14 protein-coding genes are annotated in these 17,304 nt (G+C 45.3%); 1 reads left to right on the top strand and 13 read right to left on the bottom strand.

Annotated elements, in window-relative coordinates:
• The first annotated feature begins 56 nt into the window (after positions 1-56).
• The gene (mutS, locus tag SPEA_RS06235) at positions 57-2,636 is read left to right on the top strand and encodes a DNA mismatch repair protein MutS (protein ID WP_012154448.1); all 2,580 of its coding nucleotides are present in this window, start codon (positions 57-59) and stop codon (positions 2,634-2,636) included.
• Between the two features lie 112 nt (positions 2,637-2,748).
• On the opposite strand, the gene rpoS is transcribed toward mutS, so the two are convergent.
• The 13 genes from rpoS to rlmD all read right to left on the bottom strand — a co-directional run bounded on the left by rpoS (position 2,749) and on the right by rlmD (position 17,302).
• Positions 2,749-3,717 carry an RNA polymerase sigma factor RpoS gene (rpoS, locus tag SPEA_RS06230; RefSeq protein WP_012154447.1) on the bottom strand — a complete coding sequence of 323 codons (969 nt, stop codon included), beginning with the start codon at positions 3,715-3,717 and terminating at the stop codon, positions 2,749-2,751.
• Between the two features lie 76 nt (positions 3,718-3,793).
• Positions 3,794-4,684 (bottom strand): peptidoglycan DD-metalloendopeptidase family protein, encoded by an 891-nt coding sequence (locus SPEA_RS06225; protein ID WP_012154446.1) that lies wholly within the window; start codon positions 4,682-4,684, stop codon positions 3,794-3,796.
• A gap of 87 nt (positions 4,685-4,771) precedes the next feature.
• Complete coding sequence (locus SPEA_RS06220; protein ID WP_012154445.1) at positions 4,772-5,407, bottom strand: protein-L-isoaspartate(D-aspartate) O-methyltransferase; 636 nt, start codon at positions 5,405-5,407, stop codon at positions 4,772-4,774.
• Between the two features lie 477 nt (positions 5,408-5,884).
• Entirely contained in the window at positions 5,885-6,637 is a 753-nt protein-coding gene (surE, locus tag SPEA_RS06215) for a 5'/3'-nucleotidase SurE (protein ID WP_012154444.1), read from the bottom strand.
• Positions 6,634-7,698, bottom strand: a complete 1,065-nt coding sequence (truD, locus tag SPEA_RS06210) for a tRNA pseudouridine(13) synthase TruD (protein ID WP_012154443.1) — start codon at positions 7,696-7,698, stop codon at positions 6,634-6,636. Before truD ends, surE begins: the two co-directional genes overlap by 4 nt.
• Positions 7,699-7,796: 98 nt before the next feature.
• Complete coding sequence (ispF, locus tag SPEA_RS06205) at positions 7,797-8,276, bottom strand: 2-C-methyl-D-erythritol 2,4-cyclodiphosphate synthase (RefSeq protein WP_012154442.1); 480 nt, start codon at positions 8,274-8,276, stop codon at positions 7,797-7,799.
• Positions 8,277-8,328: 52 nt separating this feature from the next.
• Positions 8,329-9,024 (bottom strand): 2-C-methyl-D-erythritol 4-phosphate cytidylyltransferase, encoded by a 696-nt coding sequence (ispD, locus tag SPEA_RS06200; RefSeq protein ID WP_012154441.1) that lies wholly within the window; start codon positions 9,022-9,024, stop codon positions 8,329-8,331.
• A 51-nt stretch (positions 9,025-9,075) separates the two neighbouring features.
• Positions 9,076-9,372: a cell division protein FtsB gene (ftsB, locus tag SPEA_RS06195; RefSeq protein WP_012154440.1), complete on the bottom strand. Its 297-nt coding sequence runs from the start codon at positions 9,370-9,372 to the stop codon at positions 9,076-9,078.
• Between the two features lie 90 nt (positions 9,373-9,462).
• A complete protein-coding gene (gene eno, locus SPEA_RS06190; RefSeq protein WP_012154439.1) occupies positions 9,463-10,758 on the bottom strand; it encodes a phosphopyruvate hydratase in 1,296 nt (431 codons plus the stop codon).
• A gap of 124 nt (positions 10,759-10,882) precedes the next feature.
• Entirely contained in the window at positions 10,883-12,523 is a 1,641-nt protein-coding gene (pyrG, locus tag SPEA_RS06185) for a CTP synthase (protein WP_012154438.1), read from the bottom strand.
• A gap of 115 nt (positions 12,524-12,638) precedes the next feature.
• Positions 12,639-13,442, bottom strand: coding sequence for a nucleoside triphosphate pyrophosphohydrolase (mazG, locus tag SPEA_RS06180; RefSeq protein WP_012154437.1), 804 nt, complete (start codon positions 13,440-13,442; stop codon positions 12,639-12,641).
• 98 nt (positions 13,443-13,540) lie between these two features.
• The gene (relA, locus tag SPEA_RS06175) at positions 13,541-15,748 is read right to left on the bottom strand and encodes a GTP diphosphokinase (RefSeq protein ID WP_012154436.1); all 2,208 of its coding nucleotides are present in this window, start codon (positions 15,746-15,748) and stop codon (positions 13,541-13,543) included.
• Positions 15,749-15,964: 216 nt separating this feature from the next.
• Complete coding sequence (rlmD, locus tag SPEA_RS06170; protein WP_012154435.1) at positions 15,965-17,302, bottom strand: 23S rRNA (uracil(1939)-C(5))-methyltransferase RlmD; 1,338 nt, start codon at positions 17,300-17,302, stop codon at positions 15,965-15,967.
• Positions 17,303-17,304: the final 2 nt, after the last annotated feature.

The raw sequence follows: 17,304 nt of genomic DNA, 5'->3' as shown, positions 1-17,304 counted from the left end.
CAATATTGTGTAAGGCACTTTAAGGTGCCACAGTAAATGACAGGCAAAACAAATCGATGACCGCTATTGATCCCCAAAGCTTAGAAAAACACACTCCTATGATGCGTCAATATTTGACCTTAAAAGCCCAGCATCCCGATATGTTGCTCTTTTATCGCATGGGCGATTTTTATGAGCTCTTTTATGAAGATGCAAAAAAAGCATCTGAGCTACTTGGGATCTCGTTAACGGCCCGTGGTAAAAGTGGCGGAGACCCGATCCCCATGGCAGGCCTCCCCTATCACGCTGTCGAAGGCTATTTAGCTAAGCTCGTTCAGCTACGTGTATCGGTAGCGATTTGCGAGCAAGTTGGCGATCCTGCGACCTCAAAAGGTCCGGTTGAGCGTAAGGTCGTACGAATTGTAACCCCTGGTACATTAACAGACGAAGCCTTACTGCAAGAGAGACAAGACAACCTGCTTGCTGCGCTTTACCAAGGCAAAACGGGTTACGGTTATGCAACCTTAGATGTCGCATCTGGACGCTTTGTTGTCACCGAGCTTGCCAATACCGAAGCCTTAGAGGCTGAGTTACAACGTACTAACCCTGCCGAGTTACTCTATAGCGAAGACTTCTCGCAGATGAGTCTTATCGCGGGTATGAATGGCACAAGACGCAGGCCCGAGTGGGAGTTCGATTACGATACCTGTCAGCGTATGCTGCTTAATCAATTTGGCACTAAAGATCTAAAAGGCTTCGGTATCGAAGACGCGAGGCTTTCTTTACAGGCTGCGGGTTGCTTGATGCAGTATGTCAAAGACACCCAACGTACAGCACTGCCGCATATCAACTCGATCGTGCGCTTCAATCAGTCAGACAGCATAGTGCTCGATGCCGCGACCCGCCGTAATTTAGAGCTTACGGTAAACCTGCAGGGCGGCCGCGAAAACACCCTAGCTTCAGTGCTAGACAATACCGTTACACCTATGGGAAGCCGAATGCTGCAACGCTGGATCCACCAGCCTCTTCGCGATCATGACATTATTCGAGCAAGACAAGCATCGATAGCAGAACTGATGATGACTGGCGACTTTGAGACGCTATCAGAAGATCTGAAAGCCCTAGGAGATGTAGAGCGCATTACGGCACGTATTGCACTGCGTAATGCTCGCCCAAGAGACTTTGCACGCCTACGTCAAGCTCTGACCTTACTGCCTCAGCTACAACAAACACTAAGCGCCGCCAGTGCGCCGCACCTTAAATACCTATCGCAAGTGATTGGTGTGTTCCCTGAGGAGGTTGATCTACTCTCGCGTGCGGTTGTCGATAATCCACCCATGCTTATTCGCGATGGTGGTGTGATCCGCGAGGGCTACAATGAAGAGCTAGATCAATGGCGTAAGTTGAGCGAAGGCGCCACAGATTACTTGCATGAACTGGAAGCCCGAGAGAAAGAGCAAACCGGAATTTCAACACTAAAAGTCGGCTACAACCGAGTCCATGGCTACTATATCGAGGTCAGTCGTCGTGAGTCTGATCTTGTGCCACTGAGCTATCAGCGCAGACAAACCCTGAAAAATACCGAACGCTATATCATTCCCGAGCTAAAAGAGCATGAGGAAAAAGTGCTATCTAGCCAAGGCAGAGCCCTAGCGCTAGAGAAACAGTTATGGGAACAGCTATTCGATCTTATATTGCCTAAGCTGCATGAACTACAAGACTTCGCCCAAGCATCGGCCGAACTAGATGTATTATGTAACTTTGCCGAACGAGCCGAGAGCCTTAATTACCATTGCCCAGAACTATCGAGCATATCAGGTATTCACATTGAGGCGGGTCGTCACCCTGTAGTAGAACAAGTAAGCCAGAGTCCATTTATCGCCAACCCGGTAACTTTAAACGCCCAGCGTAAGATGCTGATCGTCACAGGTCCGAATATGGGCGGTAAGTCTACCTATATGCGTCAAGTAGCCTTGATCACCCTTATGGCTCATATCGGTTGTTATGTCCCTGCAGAGCAGGCCGTCATTGGCCCTGTAGACAGAATATTTACCCGTATTGGTGCATCAGATGACTTGGCCTCGGGTCGTTCAACCTTTATGGTTGAGATGACTGAAACCGCTAACATCTTGCATAACGCTACGCCAAACAGCTTAGTTTTAATGGATGAGATTGGCCGAGGAACCTCGACCTATGACGGCCTATCTCTGGCATGGTCTGCTGCCGAGTATTTGGCTAAACAGTTACAGGCAATGACACTGTTTGCCACTCATTACTTTGAGCTAACACAACTACCTGAACAGCTTAGCAATGTGGAAAATGTGCACCTTGATGCCGTCGAACATGGTGACAGCATAGTATTTATGCATGCCGTTCAAGAGGGAGCAGCAAGCCGCAGTTATGGCCTTCAGGTAGCAGCACTTGCAGGAGTGCCAAATTGTGTCATCAGCGCAGCGAAACACAAGTTACATCAACTTGAGAGCCGCGATCACGATGTACAACAAAATACCGAACAACAAGGTACCCAGCAAAACATGAGCTTTGTGCCTAGTGCTCCATCCCCAGCTGTAGAAGCACTACAAAAGCTAAACCCAGATGAGTTGACCCCAAGACAAGCACTGGACTACTTATATAATCTTAAAAAATTGGCTTTATAGCATTTAAGATTAAGCCTCTAGGGCACTAGACAATAGGCACAAAAAAAGCGCAGTTGATTTCAACTGCGCTTTTTATTTATCTCAGAACGAGACAGTATTTTATGCTTTAATTTTATGCTTTAAAAATGGCTTCAACAGAAAGGCCTTGTGCCCCCAGTAAATCTTTCAGACGCTTGAGAGCCTCGACTTGAATTTGACGAACTCTTTCACGGGTTAAGCCAATTTCTTTACCTACGTTTTCAAGCGTAGATGGCTCGTAGCCCAATAAACCAAATCGGCGCGCTAACACTTCTCTTTGCTTGGTATTAAGCTCATCTAACCATTTGACTACAGACTTGGACATGTCTTCGTCCTGCACCTTATAGTCAGGCCCTACGTTATCATCATCGGCAAGCACATCTAGTAATGCTTTATCACTTTCGCCACCTAAGGGGGTGTCAACAGAGGTGATTCTTTCATTAAGCTTTAGCATACGGCTTACATCCGCACTAGGTAAATCTAGCTTATCTGCAATCTCTTCTGCCGTAGGCTCGTGATCTAATTTATGCGCTAGCTCTCTTGCGGTACGCAGATAAACATTCAGCTCTTTTACCACATGGATGGGTAAACGAATGGTACGAGTCTGATTCATAATTGCTCGCTCAATCGTCTGTCTAATCCACCATGTTGCATAGGTTGAAAATCTAAAGCCACGCTCAGGATCGAACTTCTCTACTGCACGGATAAGGCCTAAATTGCCCTCTTCGATAAGATCGAGTAACGCTAAGCCACGATTATTATATCGACGTGCAATTTTTACGACTAATCTGAGGTTACTTTCAATCATACGGTTACGAGATTTTTCACACCCTTTAAGGGACTTACGTGAAAAATACACTTCTTCCTCGGCACTGAGGAGAGGGGAAAATCCAATCTCACCTAGATACAGCTGTGTGGCATCTAAGTTTTTTTGTAAATCATCTTGCACTTGCTGCTCTAATTCAGCTTCTTTCACATCCTGTTTAGTAAGAGTATTCGATGAATCTTTTACAGAGTCATTTTTTGGCTGCTCTGCAACAACGGCACTATTTAATCTGCCCATAATATTTCTCCCAAATTTTCACATTAAATTACTGCACTTCACTATCCTCCGATTTGCCAAAATGGCGGCCCAACAACTATTGTTTAGGCAAAAATTTAACAGGATTAACTGACTTTCCATGATATCGGATCTCAAAATGTAACATGACCCGATTTGTACCAGTACTACCCATTGTCGCAACTGTCTGTCCAACACTAACAAGTTGCTTTTCCTTAACTGAGATCTTATCAGCATGAGCATAAGCACTTAGATAATCATCACTATGCTTAATGATAACTAAGTTACCGTACCCCCGAAGTGCACTACCAGCGTAAACGACTCGACCACTTGCAGCAGCTCGAATCACATCACCTCGGTTACCTGCGATCTTTATCCCTTTATTTCCCTGCTCTTTGGCGGAGAAAGTTCCAATCACCTTACCTTTCACAGGCCATGACCAGCGGCTTACTTTCTTTGGAAGCTCGACAGGCTTGTGGATAATTCGGTTAGCATCTTGTTGACTACTTGTTACAGAGTACGCAGGCTTGGCGACAGGATCAAGTTGTTTTTTTGACCCTTGATTCTGGCTGGAGACGGTAGATGGTTTAGCACTAACCACTTGTTTTTGTGTATTATTACTATTAACGGCAGTGGTTTTAATGCTTGAATTCGTCGTTTTTTTGGCGCTTTGGCTATTTGTAACATATCTTTTAGAGCTAAGACTCAATACTTGTCCAGGGTAGATGGTATAAGGCTTTGGCAGACGATTTTGCTTTGCAATATCAACAAAATCTTTATTTGCTCCCCAGGCGATAGAGTAGAGAGTATCACCATTTTTTACGATATAACGACTTCCTGTAATCGATCCTTTGGTGATCGACGGAGTTTGGGGACCGTTAATAGATTCTACAGGTGCAGGTCTATCTGCCTGAAAACTACAGCCAGAAAGCAGCACCACGTAGACACAATAATAGTAAACGAACCTCATTGTTAACTCTTCACCCCAAATTACCCTGTTGTCGACACTATTTAATTATTACTTGATTGCTGGCTCGATAAGCCCGTGTAAAAATGCCTATGCCAGCTCGCCACTCACTAGCGGCACAAAGCGCACATTCTCAATCACCTCGGAGGTAAACTGATTGCCAACTCGGGTAAGCTTCAACAGCTGTTGCGATAACTCGCCAACAGGAATGACTAATACACCACCGTCAGCTAATTGCGCCACTAAGGCTTCAGGAACTGAACTTGCAGCTGCAGTCACCATAATCGCGTCGTAAGGGCCTTTACTTGGCCATCCTTGCCAACCATCGCCATATTTGAAAGCGACATTATGTAAATCGAGCTTTTTAAGCCTCTGTCTGGCCTGGATCTGTAAACTTTTAATTCGTTCCACCGTGCAAAGTTGTGGAACTAGCTGTGCTAAAACCGCAGCTTGATAGCCTGATCCCGTACCTATCTCAAGCACTTTACTTGGCTTATTCTGCAAGATAATTTCAGTCATTCTGGCAACGATATAAGGCTGAGAAATAGTCTGACCTTGCCCTATCGGCAGCGCAGTATTCTCATAAGCTTTATGACCAAGTGCAGGTTCAAGAAACTGCTCCCTCGGAGTATTTGCGACCGCACGCAATACAGCTTCATTACGGATCCCAGCCTCATACAGACTTCTTGCAAGGTTCAATGCTGATGTTGAGGCGACAGGGTTCATAAATCTCTTTTCCAATATTTCAATAAATTTGTTAACGCTTCGATTGCCCGTTTCTATAGGGCAATCTATAAAGGTTTTCACTCGACAGTTAAACGCTGATCTTAGCTAACCACTTATCCAATGCCTTGAGCCGTTCAAAAGCAGTTAGGTCCGCCGTCACGAGATGCATAACAGACGAGTGGCTAACCACTGTAAACCACTATTAATCAGTATTGTTCACTGATGTTAGCTAACCAATTATCCAGTGCCTTGAGTTGTTCAAAAGCGGTTAAGTTCACCGTCACGTGATATATAACGGACGAGTGGCTAACTACTGTAAACCACTATTAACCACGAATAATCAGTATTGTTCACTGATGTTAGCTAACCAATTATCCAGTGCCTTGAGTTGTTCAAAAGCGGTTAAGTTCAGCGTCACGTGATATATAACGGACGAGTGGCTAACTACTGTAAACCACTATTAACCACGAATAATCACTATTTTTCACTGATGTTAGCTAACCAATTATCCAGAGCCTTGAGTTGCTCAAAAGCGGTTAAATCAACAGTTAGTGGAGTGATAGACACATAACCATTAGCGACAGCGTGAAAATCAGTGCCATCACTGGCGTCTTGTTCATCACCCGGTGGTCCTAACCAAAAAATCTCTTTTCCGGCAGGATCTTGAGTTCTCACCATGCCTTCGGCTCTATGCCTTGCACCGAGACGAGTGATTTTCATCCCTTTCACTTCAGACAATGGCAAGTCAGGTACATTGATGTTCAAGATCTTATCCTGAGCAACAGGGTTATCCTGCAAGGCTTTAACGATTTTTAACGCATAATGAGCCGCAGTTTCGTAATGCTCATGGCCAACCAAAGAAATAGCTATCGCAGGAAAACCAAGAAAGCGTCCTTCCATCGCCGCCGCTACGGTGCCTGAATACAAGGTATCATCGCCCATATTCGCCCCAGCATTAATACCTGATACCACCATATCAGGCTCATCTTGATATAATTCTCGTATGGCTAAATGAACGCAGTCGGTCGGTGTACCACTTACCGAGATAAAACCATTGTCTAAGGTATTGAGTCGAAGCGGGTTGGTCAAGGTTAACGAGTTACTCGCACCAGAGCAGTTTCTATCAGGCCCGACAGTGAGTGTTTCTGCTATTTGGCTCAAAGACCGAGTCAGAGCAACAATGCCTATCGCATTCACTCCATCATCATTACTGATAAGGATCTTCATCATTGTGCCTCGCCGCTATTTTGTGCGGCTAGCATCTGCTTTCGAGCGACTTCCTGAACATCCTGGTAAACAAATAACTCTCGTAGTACCGATGTAGCATAAGAACCTGATGGTAATGCAAATTTTAGAATAATGGTATCTTCGTCTACTTCATATTGCAGATGTTGTGGCTCAAGTAACAATGCGCGTCTTTCTTGGCTAAGCCCCGCATGCTCTAAACCATCTTTATCAGTTGCAAGTGATTCAAGCGCTTGCGCCTCACACTCGGCAGCCTCAGCTTGTGCAAGCGGTAAACCACGTCCCCATAATGGCGCCGACAGTTGTATGTCTTTTTTAGCTAAACGCTCGACTAAAGTTTCATCCCACTGCTCAGCCACAAAATAACTCTTGCTCCCAGCAAGCATGACACAGTCGCCAGTAAGAGTGCCTGTACCATGTTGGGCTAAACGCGTGGATACAGCCATATTGAATAGATTTGAGCGCACAGCAGAAAGATACATACTACGTTTGTTTCTGTCTTTCACTTTACGGCCTGTAAACATCTGACGACCAAATATAAGGTTTTTGCCGTCATGGCCAAAGCGCTGCTCACCAAAGTAGTTTGGAACACCCTGCTCACCAATCTTCTCAATGCGCGCAACCACATCACTCATATCAGAGACATTGCGCAAGGTTAAGGTAAAACGATTACCAGCCAACGCACCAATACGTAGCTTCTTACTGTGTCTAGAGGAGCTAAGTACAGTGATCTGTTCGCTATTTAGTTGCTCCCAGTTTGGTGTTTCCTTTCCGGGAATACGTACGCCAAACCATTGCTCGGTGATCGCGTGCTTATCTTTTTGCCCTGCGTAGGTCACCTCTTTCGGGTGCACATGAGCAAAGCCAGATAGCATTTTAGCCACTTCAACTGTGTTGAGTCCCTCTTTGCGAATATGCAGTAAATGGTGCTCACCTTCACCCGTAGGGGCAAATGGTAGAATTTCTTGTACCTGAAAGTCACTATTGTGGGTGCGCAGGTCGGCTGTCGATGTCGGCTTGCCGTATAAATAATGTAGTTCGCTCATAATCTGTTTATCTTCTTACTATGACTTAATCTTTTTATGACTTAATCTTTTTATGACTTAATCTTTTTATAACTTAGCTTTGTTATGGCTTAGCTTTATTATGATTTAATCATCAACACCACAGCTTCTACTGCAATGCCTTCTTTTCTGCCGGTAAAACCTAATTTTTCGGTGGTGGTCGCTTTAACATTAATATCGCAAATCTCCGATGCCAAATCTTCGGCTAGCACAGCGCGAATGGCTTCGATATGCGGCGCCATTTTAGGCGCTTGAGCAATTACGGTCACATCAAGGTTTGATAAGCTATAGCCCATATCCATCGCTAATTTATAGCAGTGCCTCAATAGCACTCGGCTATCGGCGCCCTTAAAGTCGGGGTCAGTATCGGGAAAATGCTTACCGATATCTCCAAGCGCCATCGCGCCAAGAATCGCATCCGAGATAGCATGCAAAACCACATCACCATCAGAGTGTGCGATTAAACCGACCTCATAAGGCACCGTGATGCCACCGAGAATAAGTGGTGGCTCGCCACCAAACTTGTGAACATCAAAGCCATGACCAATTCTAATTTTCATCGGTGTTCCTATTTATCTATTAAATTCTTAGCGAATTAGTTTCTAAGTTAGCCTATTGAGCTGCACTTTTAAGAAATAGCGAGGCTAGCTGCAGATCGTCTGGATGGGTCACCTTAATATTGTCGGCGCGACCAGCAACAATGCCTGGAGCAACACCAGCCCACTCCATAGCCGAAGCCTCATCGGTAATTAATGCGCCTGCGGCTAAAGCATTACTGAGATTTTGCTTTAGATTCTGCACAGGAAAAAACTGCGGTGTGAGTGCATGCCACAGCTTTTCGCGGCAAACCGTTTCGGTAATTAAGCCCTGTGCATTACTACGCTTCATGGTGTCACGCACAGGGGCTCCTAGAATAGCGCCTTGTGGAAAGCTAGATGCTGACTCGATTAACTTATCTATGTCTTGATGGTTTAAGCACGGACGCGCCGCATCATGCACTAGCGCCCAGGCATCCGTTGGTGCCACAGTTAAAGCCGACAGCACTGAGTCTGCGCGCTCTTTACCACCAATTACAGCCTGTAGTTTGGCATGCTGAGCTTGAGGCAAGCGCGCAAAGAACTCATCTTCAGGGTTAAGCGCCACGATCACCTTTTCGATACTAGGATGCGATAATAAGCAGTCCAGCGTATGCCCTAAAATGCTTTGTTCATTAAGTTGTAAATATTGCTTTGGAATTTCTGCGCCCATACGACTGCCTATACCAGCAGCGGGGACTATCGAGATTATGTGCTTGGGTGTTTGGCTCATGATAGAGCTCCATGTAATAGCGGCATCTTTCTAAGATTGGTTAAGCTAAAATCAGTTCTCAGGTACGCCCCCACGTTCGCCTCCAACGACGCGAAAGAAGGTTTCGCCCTCTTTGACCATGCCCAGCTCGTTGCGAGCACGCTCTTCTAATGCTTCGGTACCACTACGAAGATCACTGATCTCTTCTCTTAAGACTTGGTTTCGAGCAACCAATTGCGCATTACTTTGCTGCTGCAACTTTATCTGCTCCTGCAGATGAAAAGAGTCAGCTAGGCTCTTATCCCCCAACCAAAGGCGATACTGAAGCATGGCAAGTAGAGCAATTAATACAAAAAGAAGCCGTTTCATGATTCAAAGTAGAAAGAAATTGAGAATATTAGACAGATAGTACAACAAAAAAGGCCACCGAGTGGTGGCCTTTTTAAAGTTTATAGCGATTTACGCTTGACCTTTGATCTCTTTAAGACCGTTATAAGGTGCTTTTTCGCCTAACTGCTCTTCGATACGAAGCAGCTGGTTGTACTTAGCAACACGGTCACTACGGCATAGTGAACCCGTCTTGATTTGACCTGCAGAAGTTGCAACCGCTAGATCGGCAATCGTTGCATCTTCAGTTTCACCACTACGGTGTGAAATCACAACTGTGTAACCCGCTTCTTTCGCCATGCGAATCGCTGCTAGAGTCTCAGTTAGTGAACCGATTTGGTTAAACTTAATCAAGATTGAGTTAGCAATACCGTTGTCGATACCGCGCTTTAAGATCTTAGTGTTAGTTACAAACAGATCGTCACCAACAAGCTGGATCTTGTCACCCATAATTTGAGTCTGGTAAGCCCAACCATCCCAATCTGACTCATCCAAGCCATCTTCGATTGAAGCTATTGGGTACTGCTCAGTTAGCGACTTAAGGAAGTCAGAGAAACCGTTAGCAGAGAAAACCTTACCTTCGCCAGATAGGTCATATTGGCCATCTTTGTAAAATTCAGATGCCGCACAGTCTAGCGCTAGAGTTACGTCAGTACCTAGCGTGTAACCTGCTTGCTCAACAGCAACCTTGATGATTGCAAGTGCGTCAGCATTTGAAGCCAAATCTGGTGCAAAGCCACCTTCATCACCCACTGAAGTGCTTAAGCCTTTAGACTTAAGCACGCTCTTTAGGCTATGGAAAATTTCAGCGCCCATGCGTAGTGCTTCACGGAAGCTCTTAGCGCCAACAGGCTGAACCATAAACTCTTGGATATCGACGTTGTTATCTGCATGCTCACCACCGTTCAAGATGTTCATCATAGGAACTGGCATAGAGTACTGGCCTGGCGTGCCATTTAAATCGGCGATATGTGCATATAAAGGAACACCTTTAAATGCAGCAGCCGCTTTAGCCGCAGCTAAAGACACAGCTAGAATCGCGTTAGCGCCTAACTTATCTTTGTTTTCAGTGCCGTCTACGTCGATCATGATTTGATCAAGTTCAGCTTGGGCTGTTGCGTCTTTACCCATCAAAGCATCACGGATAAGTCCATTGATGTTTTCAACAGCTTTTAATACACCTTTACCCATGTAACGGGCTTTATCGCCGTCACGTAGTTCTAGTGCTTCACGGCTACCAGTCGATGCGCCTGATGGTGCAGCCGCCATTCCCATGAATCCGCCTTCTAAATGAACTTCAGCTTCAACAGTTGGGTTACCGCGAGAATCCATGATTTCGCGACCGATAATGTTAATAATCTTAGCCATAATGCCCTCGATTTAAGTTTTAAAGATAAATTTAAAGATAAAAGTAAAACGAAATTCTGTGCAGTTATTACATCGCTAGAAACAAAAAAGCCGCTCCCATTAAATGGAAGCGGCGTTGTCGTAATTAGTCTTCTAAATCACGTTTTTGGTAGGCTGCTGCAGCGGCAACAAACCCTTCAAATAACGGCTGACCATCACGAGGAGTCGATGTAAATTCAGGATGGAACTGACCAGCTACGAACCATGGGTGGTTTGGTAGCTCAATCATTTCAACCAATGAACGGTCTGATGATAGGCCACTGAAGATAAGGCCTGCTTTCTCAAGACGCTCTTTGTAGTTGTTGTTCACTTCGTAACGGTGACGGTGACGTTCAACACAAGTGGTAGACTTATAAGCCGCAGCCGCTTTAGTACCTTCTTCAAGGTGACATAGCTGGGCTCCAAGACGCATTGTACCGCCTAGGTCAGACTCTTCATGACGCTCTTCAACTTGGCCATCTTCGTTGATCCACTCAGTGATCAAACCAACCACTGGATGTGGAGTCTCTGGCTTAAATTCTGTTGAATGCGCACCTTCAAGACCTGCAACGTGACGAGCGAACTCGATCAACGCAACTTGCATACCTAAACAGATACCAAAATATGGAAGGTTGTTTTCACGTGCGAACTTAGCCGCCATGATCTTACCTTCAACACCACGCTCACCGAATCCACCAGGAACTAAGATACCGTCTAAGCCTTGTAAGACTTCATCGCCCTTAGCTTCTACGTTTTGTGAATCAATATACTTAATGTTAACTGATACGCGGTTAAATAGACCCGCGTGCTTTAATGCTTCGTTAACCGACTTATAGGCATCTGGTAGTTCAATGTACTTACCAACCATACCAATAGTCACTTCACCCACAGGGTTTGCTTCTTGGTATACAACCTTTTCCCACTCGGCTAAATCGGCTTCTTTACAATCGATGCCGAAACGCTTAGTCACAAGTTGGTCTAGACCTTGTGCTTTCAACAACGCAGGGATCTTATAGATACTGTCTACGTCTTTTAGTGAGATAACTGCACGTTCTTCAACGTTACAGAATAGAGAAATCTTAGCTTTCTCGTTTGCAGGAATAGCGCGATCACCACGACAAACCAACACATCTGGAGCGATACCAATTGAGCGTAGCTCTTTAACAGAGTGCTGAGTAGGCTTAGTCTTTACTTCGCCAGCTGCGCCCAAGAATGGTACAAGCGTTAGATGCATAAATAGGGTTCTATCACGGCCAAGCTCAACGCCTAGCTGACGGATAGACTCTAGGAATGGTAGAGATTCAATATCACCTACCGTGCCGCCGATTTCAACGATAGCCACATCATGACCTTCACCACCAGCAAGAACTTTTTCCTTGATAGCGTTAGTGATGTGTGGAATAACCTGAATGGTTGCACCTAAATAGTCACCACGACGTTCTTTACGAAGTACTTCTTCGTAAATACGACCCGTAGTAAAGTTATTACGACGATTCATCTTAGTACGGATGAAACGCTCATAGTGACCTAAATCTAGATCAGTTTCAGCGCCGTCTTCAGTCACAAACACTTCACCGTGCTGTGTTGGACTCATGGTACCTGGATCAACGTTAATGTATGGATCCAGCTTCATAATGGTTACGTTTAGGCCGCGAGCCTCTAATATTGCAGCCAAAGAAGCTGCTGCAATGCCTTTACCTAGTGATGAAACAACGCCACCAGTAACGAAGATATACCTTGTAGTCATGCTGAACCTGAGAAAATGAGTTGGAAATATGTGCTTGTAAGAAAGCACTAGGACGGGGCAATATTATACCAAAGCAAGCTTGATTCGACAAACTACAATTAACTTAAAAGCTAAGTTATTTATTTGCTTCATCCTGTTTAACCTTATCCCAGTAGCCATCAAGCTCTGTTAATGTGTGTTCGGTCATCAATCGACCGTCGGCTTGCGCATAGGCTTCAACGCCACGAAAGCGCCTTTCAAACTTTTGATTTGCTTGCCTTAATGCCTGTTCTGGCTCTACACCTAAGTGCCTAGCAAGATTCACCACGGCGAACAATAAGTCCCCCATCTCATCTTTTACTTTGTCTGCATCCACCGTGTCTTGCTTCACTTCATAAAGCACTTCATCGATCTCTTCATGGATTTTTGCGACTACAGGATCAAGTTCTGCCCAGTCAAATCCAACCCGAGCCACTCGTTTCTGGATTTTTATCGAGCGTGATAACGCTGGTAGCGCCAATGGAATATCATCAAGAACAGAGTTTAACGCGCGCTGACTGCGTTCATCTGCTTTCAGTTGCTCCCAATTATGCTTTATCTCTGCCGTGCTAGTGGCCGCTAAGCCTTCAAATACATGGGGATGGCGACGGGTGAGCTTGTCACAAATACGGTTAACCACTGTATCGAAATCGAAAAGCCCCTGCTCTTTACCCAGCTGACAATAAAAAACCACCTGAAACAGCAAGTCACCGAGTTCATCAGGCAGTTCATCGAGCGCCATGCGCTCTATGGTATCGGCGACCTCATAGGCTTCTTCTATAGTAAATGGCACGATTGTTTGAAAGTCTTGTGCCTTGTCCCAAGGGCAACCTGTTTCTGGGTCGCGCAGCTTTTGCATAATATTAAGTAGAGGGCGGGTATCGCCAACTAGTTGAGTCATTCCACTTTCCTATACAGTGCTTTAACGCTGTCACGCTAAAGTCACGATTAATAATTACATATAAAAACGGCAACCTTATGGTTGCCGTTATCTTTAAGTTACAGTCTTCTGGCCTGCATGACCCCATCAACCTGATTTATCTTGGATAACACTTTTGATAAACCCTCTAGATTATATAGTTCAAGCTCTAACTCTATGGTGGCGGTTTGTGTTTTCACATCAGAGGTCGAACTCATCGCCATCACGTGGGTTTTCTCTGCCGCTAGCACTGAGGTTAAGTCTCGCAGCAGTCCTGAGCGGTCATTAGCCAAAATACTTAAGCGAATTTTATAGCCACCGGAATAGTTCTCGCCCCACACCACTTCAACTGAACGCTCTGGTGAGGCCCGAACTAACTCTTTAACTTGGTCACAATCGGCTCTGTGTACTGAAATACCGCGGCCTTTAGTAATAAAGCCAAAAATTTCATCGCCTGGTACGGGCTGACAACATTTAGCGATATGGCTCATCAAGTTACCAACGCCGCTAACCTCAACTTGGCCTTTGGCCTTTTTAACCGACTTGCTTTGGCTCTTCTTGACTAAATCTTCAACCACCTCTTCATCACTGAGCTCTTTAGTCCGCAGGCGACTCTGAACATGATTTACCACTTGGTTAAGGCGAATATCACCACCACCAATCCCCGCGAGCAGATCGTCCATACTAACTAGATTAAATCGCTCAACCGCAGATTGCGCATCTTTAATATGCAACTGACTCTTGGTTAATTCGGTTTCAAGCATCTCACGCCCAGCAATGATATTTTTATCTCTATCTTGCTGTTTAAACCAGTGCAGAATTTTTGACCTTGCACGAGAAGTACGAATATAGCCCAAGTTGGGATTTAACCAATCTCGCTTAGGATTAGGATGCTTAGAGGTAATGATCTCTATGCGCTCGCCCGTCTCAACCTGATAAGTAAATTGCACGATGCGGCCATCAACTTTGGCACCGATACACTTATGACCCACATGAGAGTGAATGTAATAAGCAAAATCCAGTACCGTTGAGCCTAATGGCAAATCAACCACTTCGCCGCTTGGAGTAAACACATAGACACGGTCTTCAAATACCTGACTACGAACTTCATCGACTAAGTTACCGCTTTCGGCCACATCTTCTTGCCACTGCAAGATTTTGCGCAGCCAATTAATCTTTTCTTCATAACCGCTTTGTTTACCGCTGGCGCTACCTTCTTTATATTTCCAGTGCGCCGCAACCCCAAGCTCAGCATCTTCATGCATCTGCTCGGTGCGAATTTGAATTTCGACTGTTTTATCTTCAGGCCCAACCACCACGGTATGAATAGACTGGTAACCGTTTGGCTTAGGGTTTGCAACGTAGTCATCAAATTCACGTGGAATATGGTGCCAAAGTGTATGCACTACGCCTAATGCGCCGTAACAATCTTGTAGGCGGTCAGTCACGATACGCACGGCCCGCACGTCAAACAGCTCATCAAATTTGAGCTGTTTGCCCTTCATCTTCTTCCAGATACTGTAGATATGTTTAGGGCGGCCGTAGACCTTTGCGCGGATCAGATCTTTATCGAGTCGCGCCTGCAACTGGCTGACGAAGTCATCGATAAAGGTTTCTCTATCGAGGCGCTTACCATCGAGCTGCTTGGCGATATCTTTATAAGTTTGCGGGTGCAGGTAACGGAATGAGATATCCTCTAGTTCCCACTTAAGCTGACCAATACCAAGACGGTTAGCCAGTGGCGCATAGATATCGGCAATCTCGCGGGCGACAAGGACTTTTACCTCCTCATCGGCATTTTTAATCTCACGAAGTAAACAGATGCGTTCGGCAAGTTTAATCACCACCGCGCGCACATCTTCCACCATCGCCAATAACATCTTACGAATATTATCGATCTGCGGCTCGCCGCTACGAGTCTGATTATCAACTTTCAGGGCGCCAATAGCGTTCATGGTCTCAACACTCGACACCAACACGGCTAGCTTAGCGCCAAACTCTTCTTCAATATCTTCTTGAGTAATGAGCCCAGCATCAAACACCACAAACAAGATGGCGGCCTGCAGTGTTTCAATATCCATATTCAGCGGCGCAAGAATTTCTATCATCTCGCGCGCACGTTTTAAGACAGTAACGTTCGCGTCTTTCTTTTGTCCCACGAGCAGTTCGACCCGCTCAATTAAGGCCAAAAGAATTTGAGCTTCCGAAGCATCACTAATATAACGTTGCACCCATTCTTCAAGTTGAAAATCAGGGTCGCTAAAATGTGCTTCACGAACAGATACCATCGTATTTAATTCCTTTACATACCCAAGATAGAGGTTAACAGCCGCTTAACCATATCTTTTTAATTTATACCCACTATATTCGTCATTCAGCAGTTATTGTCAATGTACAAAAGCTGACAATTGCGACTAAAAACGCTTATAACGCCTGAGTTTGAAGTGTATGAGTTATATTTAAGCAAAAGGTTTCATTAAATGTATCTGTTTGTGTCTTTTGGCTTAATTTCCTAACTCAAACAACGCCATCGACTCTAAGTGATGTGTCTGTGGGAACATATCGATTAAACCAATTTTTTTAAGCTGGTAACCTTGCTTTAATATCACTTCACTGTCGCGGGCAAGACTCGCAGGATTACAAGAAACATAGACTAAGGCTTTAGGTTTTAGCTTTTTCAGTGATTGCATGCTCTCATAAGCCCCCGCACGAGCGGGATCGATTAACATCTTATCGACCTTGCCTAGCCATGGCTCTTTTGACAGATCGGCACTCAAGTCGGCATGATAGAAAGCAACTTTATCTAAACCGCTCTGCTTGGCATTAACTCTTGCCTGCTCGACCATAGCCACAACCCCTTCGACACCAATCACTTCGGCGCCATCTTTGGCAAGTGGCAAACTGAAGTTACCAATACCACAGAAAAGATCTAGCACTCGCTCACCCGCTTTTGGCGACAACCATTCAACAGCCTGGCTCACCATAGCTTGGTTTACCGGACCATTTACTTGAATAAAGTTACCCGGGGAGAAGTTAAGCTTAATGTCACTGCCCGATAAGGCATAAAATGGTTGCTCACCCGCGCCATTTAGGTGTTCGCACTGAGCATCATCATCTTGCAGCAGCACAATAACCTCATGCTTATTCGCAAATTCAACTAATCGAGCCTTATCTTTATCTGACAGAACCTTAGTCACACGTAGCACAACAAAATTGCCGTTATCGGCTTGAGTCAGCTCAACGTGGCCTAAGGCTTTTTTACCGCTTAACTGATTAAGCATAAAAGCCAAGTCTGGAATTAAGGCCGATAAGGGCTCAGCTAATACCGCACAAGACTGGATCTCCACCACATCGCTGCTGCTACTCGCCCTAAAGCCCAAACTAATGTGCTTAGTATTCTTATCGAACCAGGTCGCTAGGCGCGCACGGCGGCGGTAATGCCAAGCGTCACCGCTGAGTGGAGCGCAGACTTCACTGGCCTGGGTTTGAGCAAATTTATTCACTAAGTCGACGAGCGTATTAGCCTTATGTTTGCGCTGAGCCTCAATGTCGAGGTGCTGCAGGTCGCAACCACCACATTTATCAAAGTGTGGACACGGCGGAGTGACACGCTCGGTAGAGCGCTTCTCTATTTTGAGTAACTTGCCTCGAGAAAATTTCTTCTTCTGCTCAGTTAACTGCACCGATACCGTCTCATCTGGCAAGGCGCCATTGATGAAAACAATCTTACCGTCGTGATGAGCAATGCCAGCCCCGAGGTGATCCAGCTGCGTTACCTTTAACGATAACTTCGACGATAATTGCTTAGATCTATTTGGTTTTGCTTTAAAAAATTGTGCCATTT

Origin of the sequence: Shewanella pealeana ATCC 700345, assembly GCF_000018285.1 — a bacterium.
Lineage (GTDB): Bacteria > Pseudomonadota > Gammaproteobacteria > Enterobacterales > Shewanellaceae > Shewanella > Shewanella pealeana.
This window is presented reverse-complemented; position numbering and strand designations above follow the sequence as displayed.

Bases quoted from the DNA above. Each gene is read 5' to 3' on its own strand.
- mazG (WP_012154437.1), bottom strand. From the start codon at position 13,442: ATGACTCAACTAGTTGGCGATACCCGCCCTCTACTTAATATTATGCAA.
- rlmD (WP_012154435.1), bottom strand. From the start codon at position 17,302: ATGGCACAATTTTTTAAAGCAAAACCAAATAGATCTAAGCAATTATCG.
- ftsB (WP_012154440.1), bottom strand. From the start codon at position 9,372: ATGAAACGGCTTCTTTTTGTATTAATTGCTCTACTTGCCATGCTTCAG.
- ispF (WP_012154442.1), bottom strand. From the start codon at position 8,276: ATGAAAATTAGAATTGGTCATGGCTTTGATGTTCACAAGTTTGGTGGC.
- SPEA_RS06220 (WP_012154445.1), bottom strand. From the start codon at position 5,407: ATGAACCCTGTCGCCTCAACATCAGCATTGAACCTTGCAAGAAGTCTG.
- relA (WP_012154436.1), bottom strand. From the start codon at position 15,748: ATGGTATCTGTTCGTGAAGCACATTTTAGCGACCCTGATTTTCAACTT.
- ispD (WP_012154441.1), bottom strand. From the start codon at position 9,024: ATGAGCCAAACACCCAAGCACATAATCTCGATAGTCCCCGCTGCTGGT.
- rpoS (WP_012154447.1), bottom strand. From the start codon at position 3,717: ATGGGCAGATTAAATAGTGCCGTTGTTGCAGAGCAGCCAAAAAATGAC.
- pyrG (WP_012154438.1), bottom strand. From the start codon at position 12,523: ATGACTACAAGGTATATCTTCGTTACTGGTGGCGTTGTTTCATCACTA.
- mutS (WP_012154448.1), top strand. From the start codon at position 57: ATGACCGCTATTGATCCCCAAAGCTTAGAAAAACACACTCCTATGATG.
- surE (WP_012154444.1), bottom strand. From the start codon at position 6,637: ATGATGAAGATCCTTATCAGTAATGATGATGGAGTGAATGCGATAGGC.
- truD (WP_012154443.1), bottom strand. From the start codon at position 7,698: ATGAGCGAACTACATTATTTATACGGCAAGCCGACATCGACAGCCGAC.
- eno (WP_012154439.1), bottom strand. From the start codon at position 10,758: ATGGCTAAGATTATTAACATTATCGGTCGCGAAATCATGGATTCTCGC.
- SPEA_RS06225 (WP_012154446.1), bottom strand. From the start codon at position 4,684: ATGAGGTTCGTTTACTATTATTGTGTCTACGTGGTGCTGCTTTCTGGC.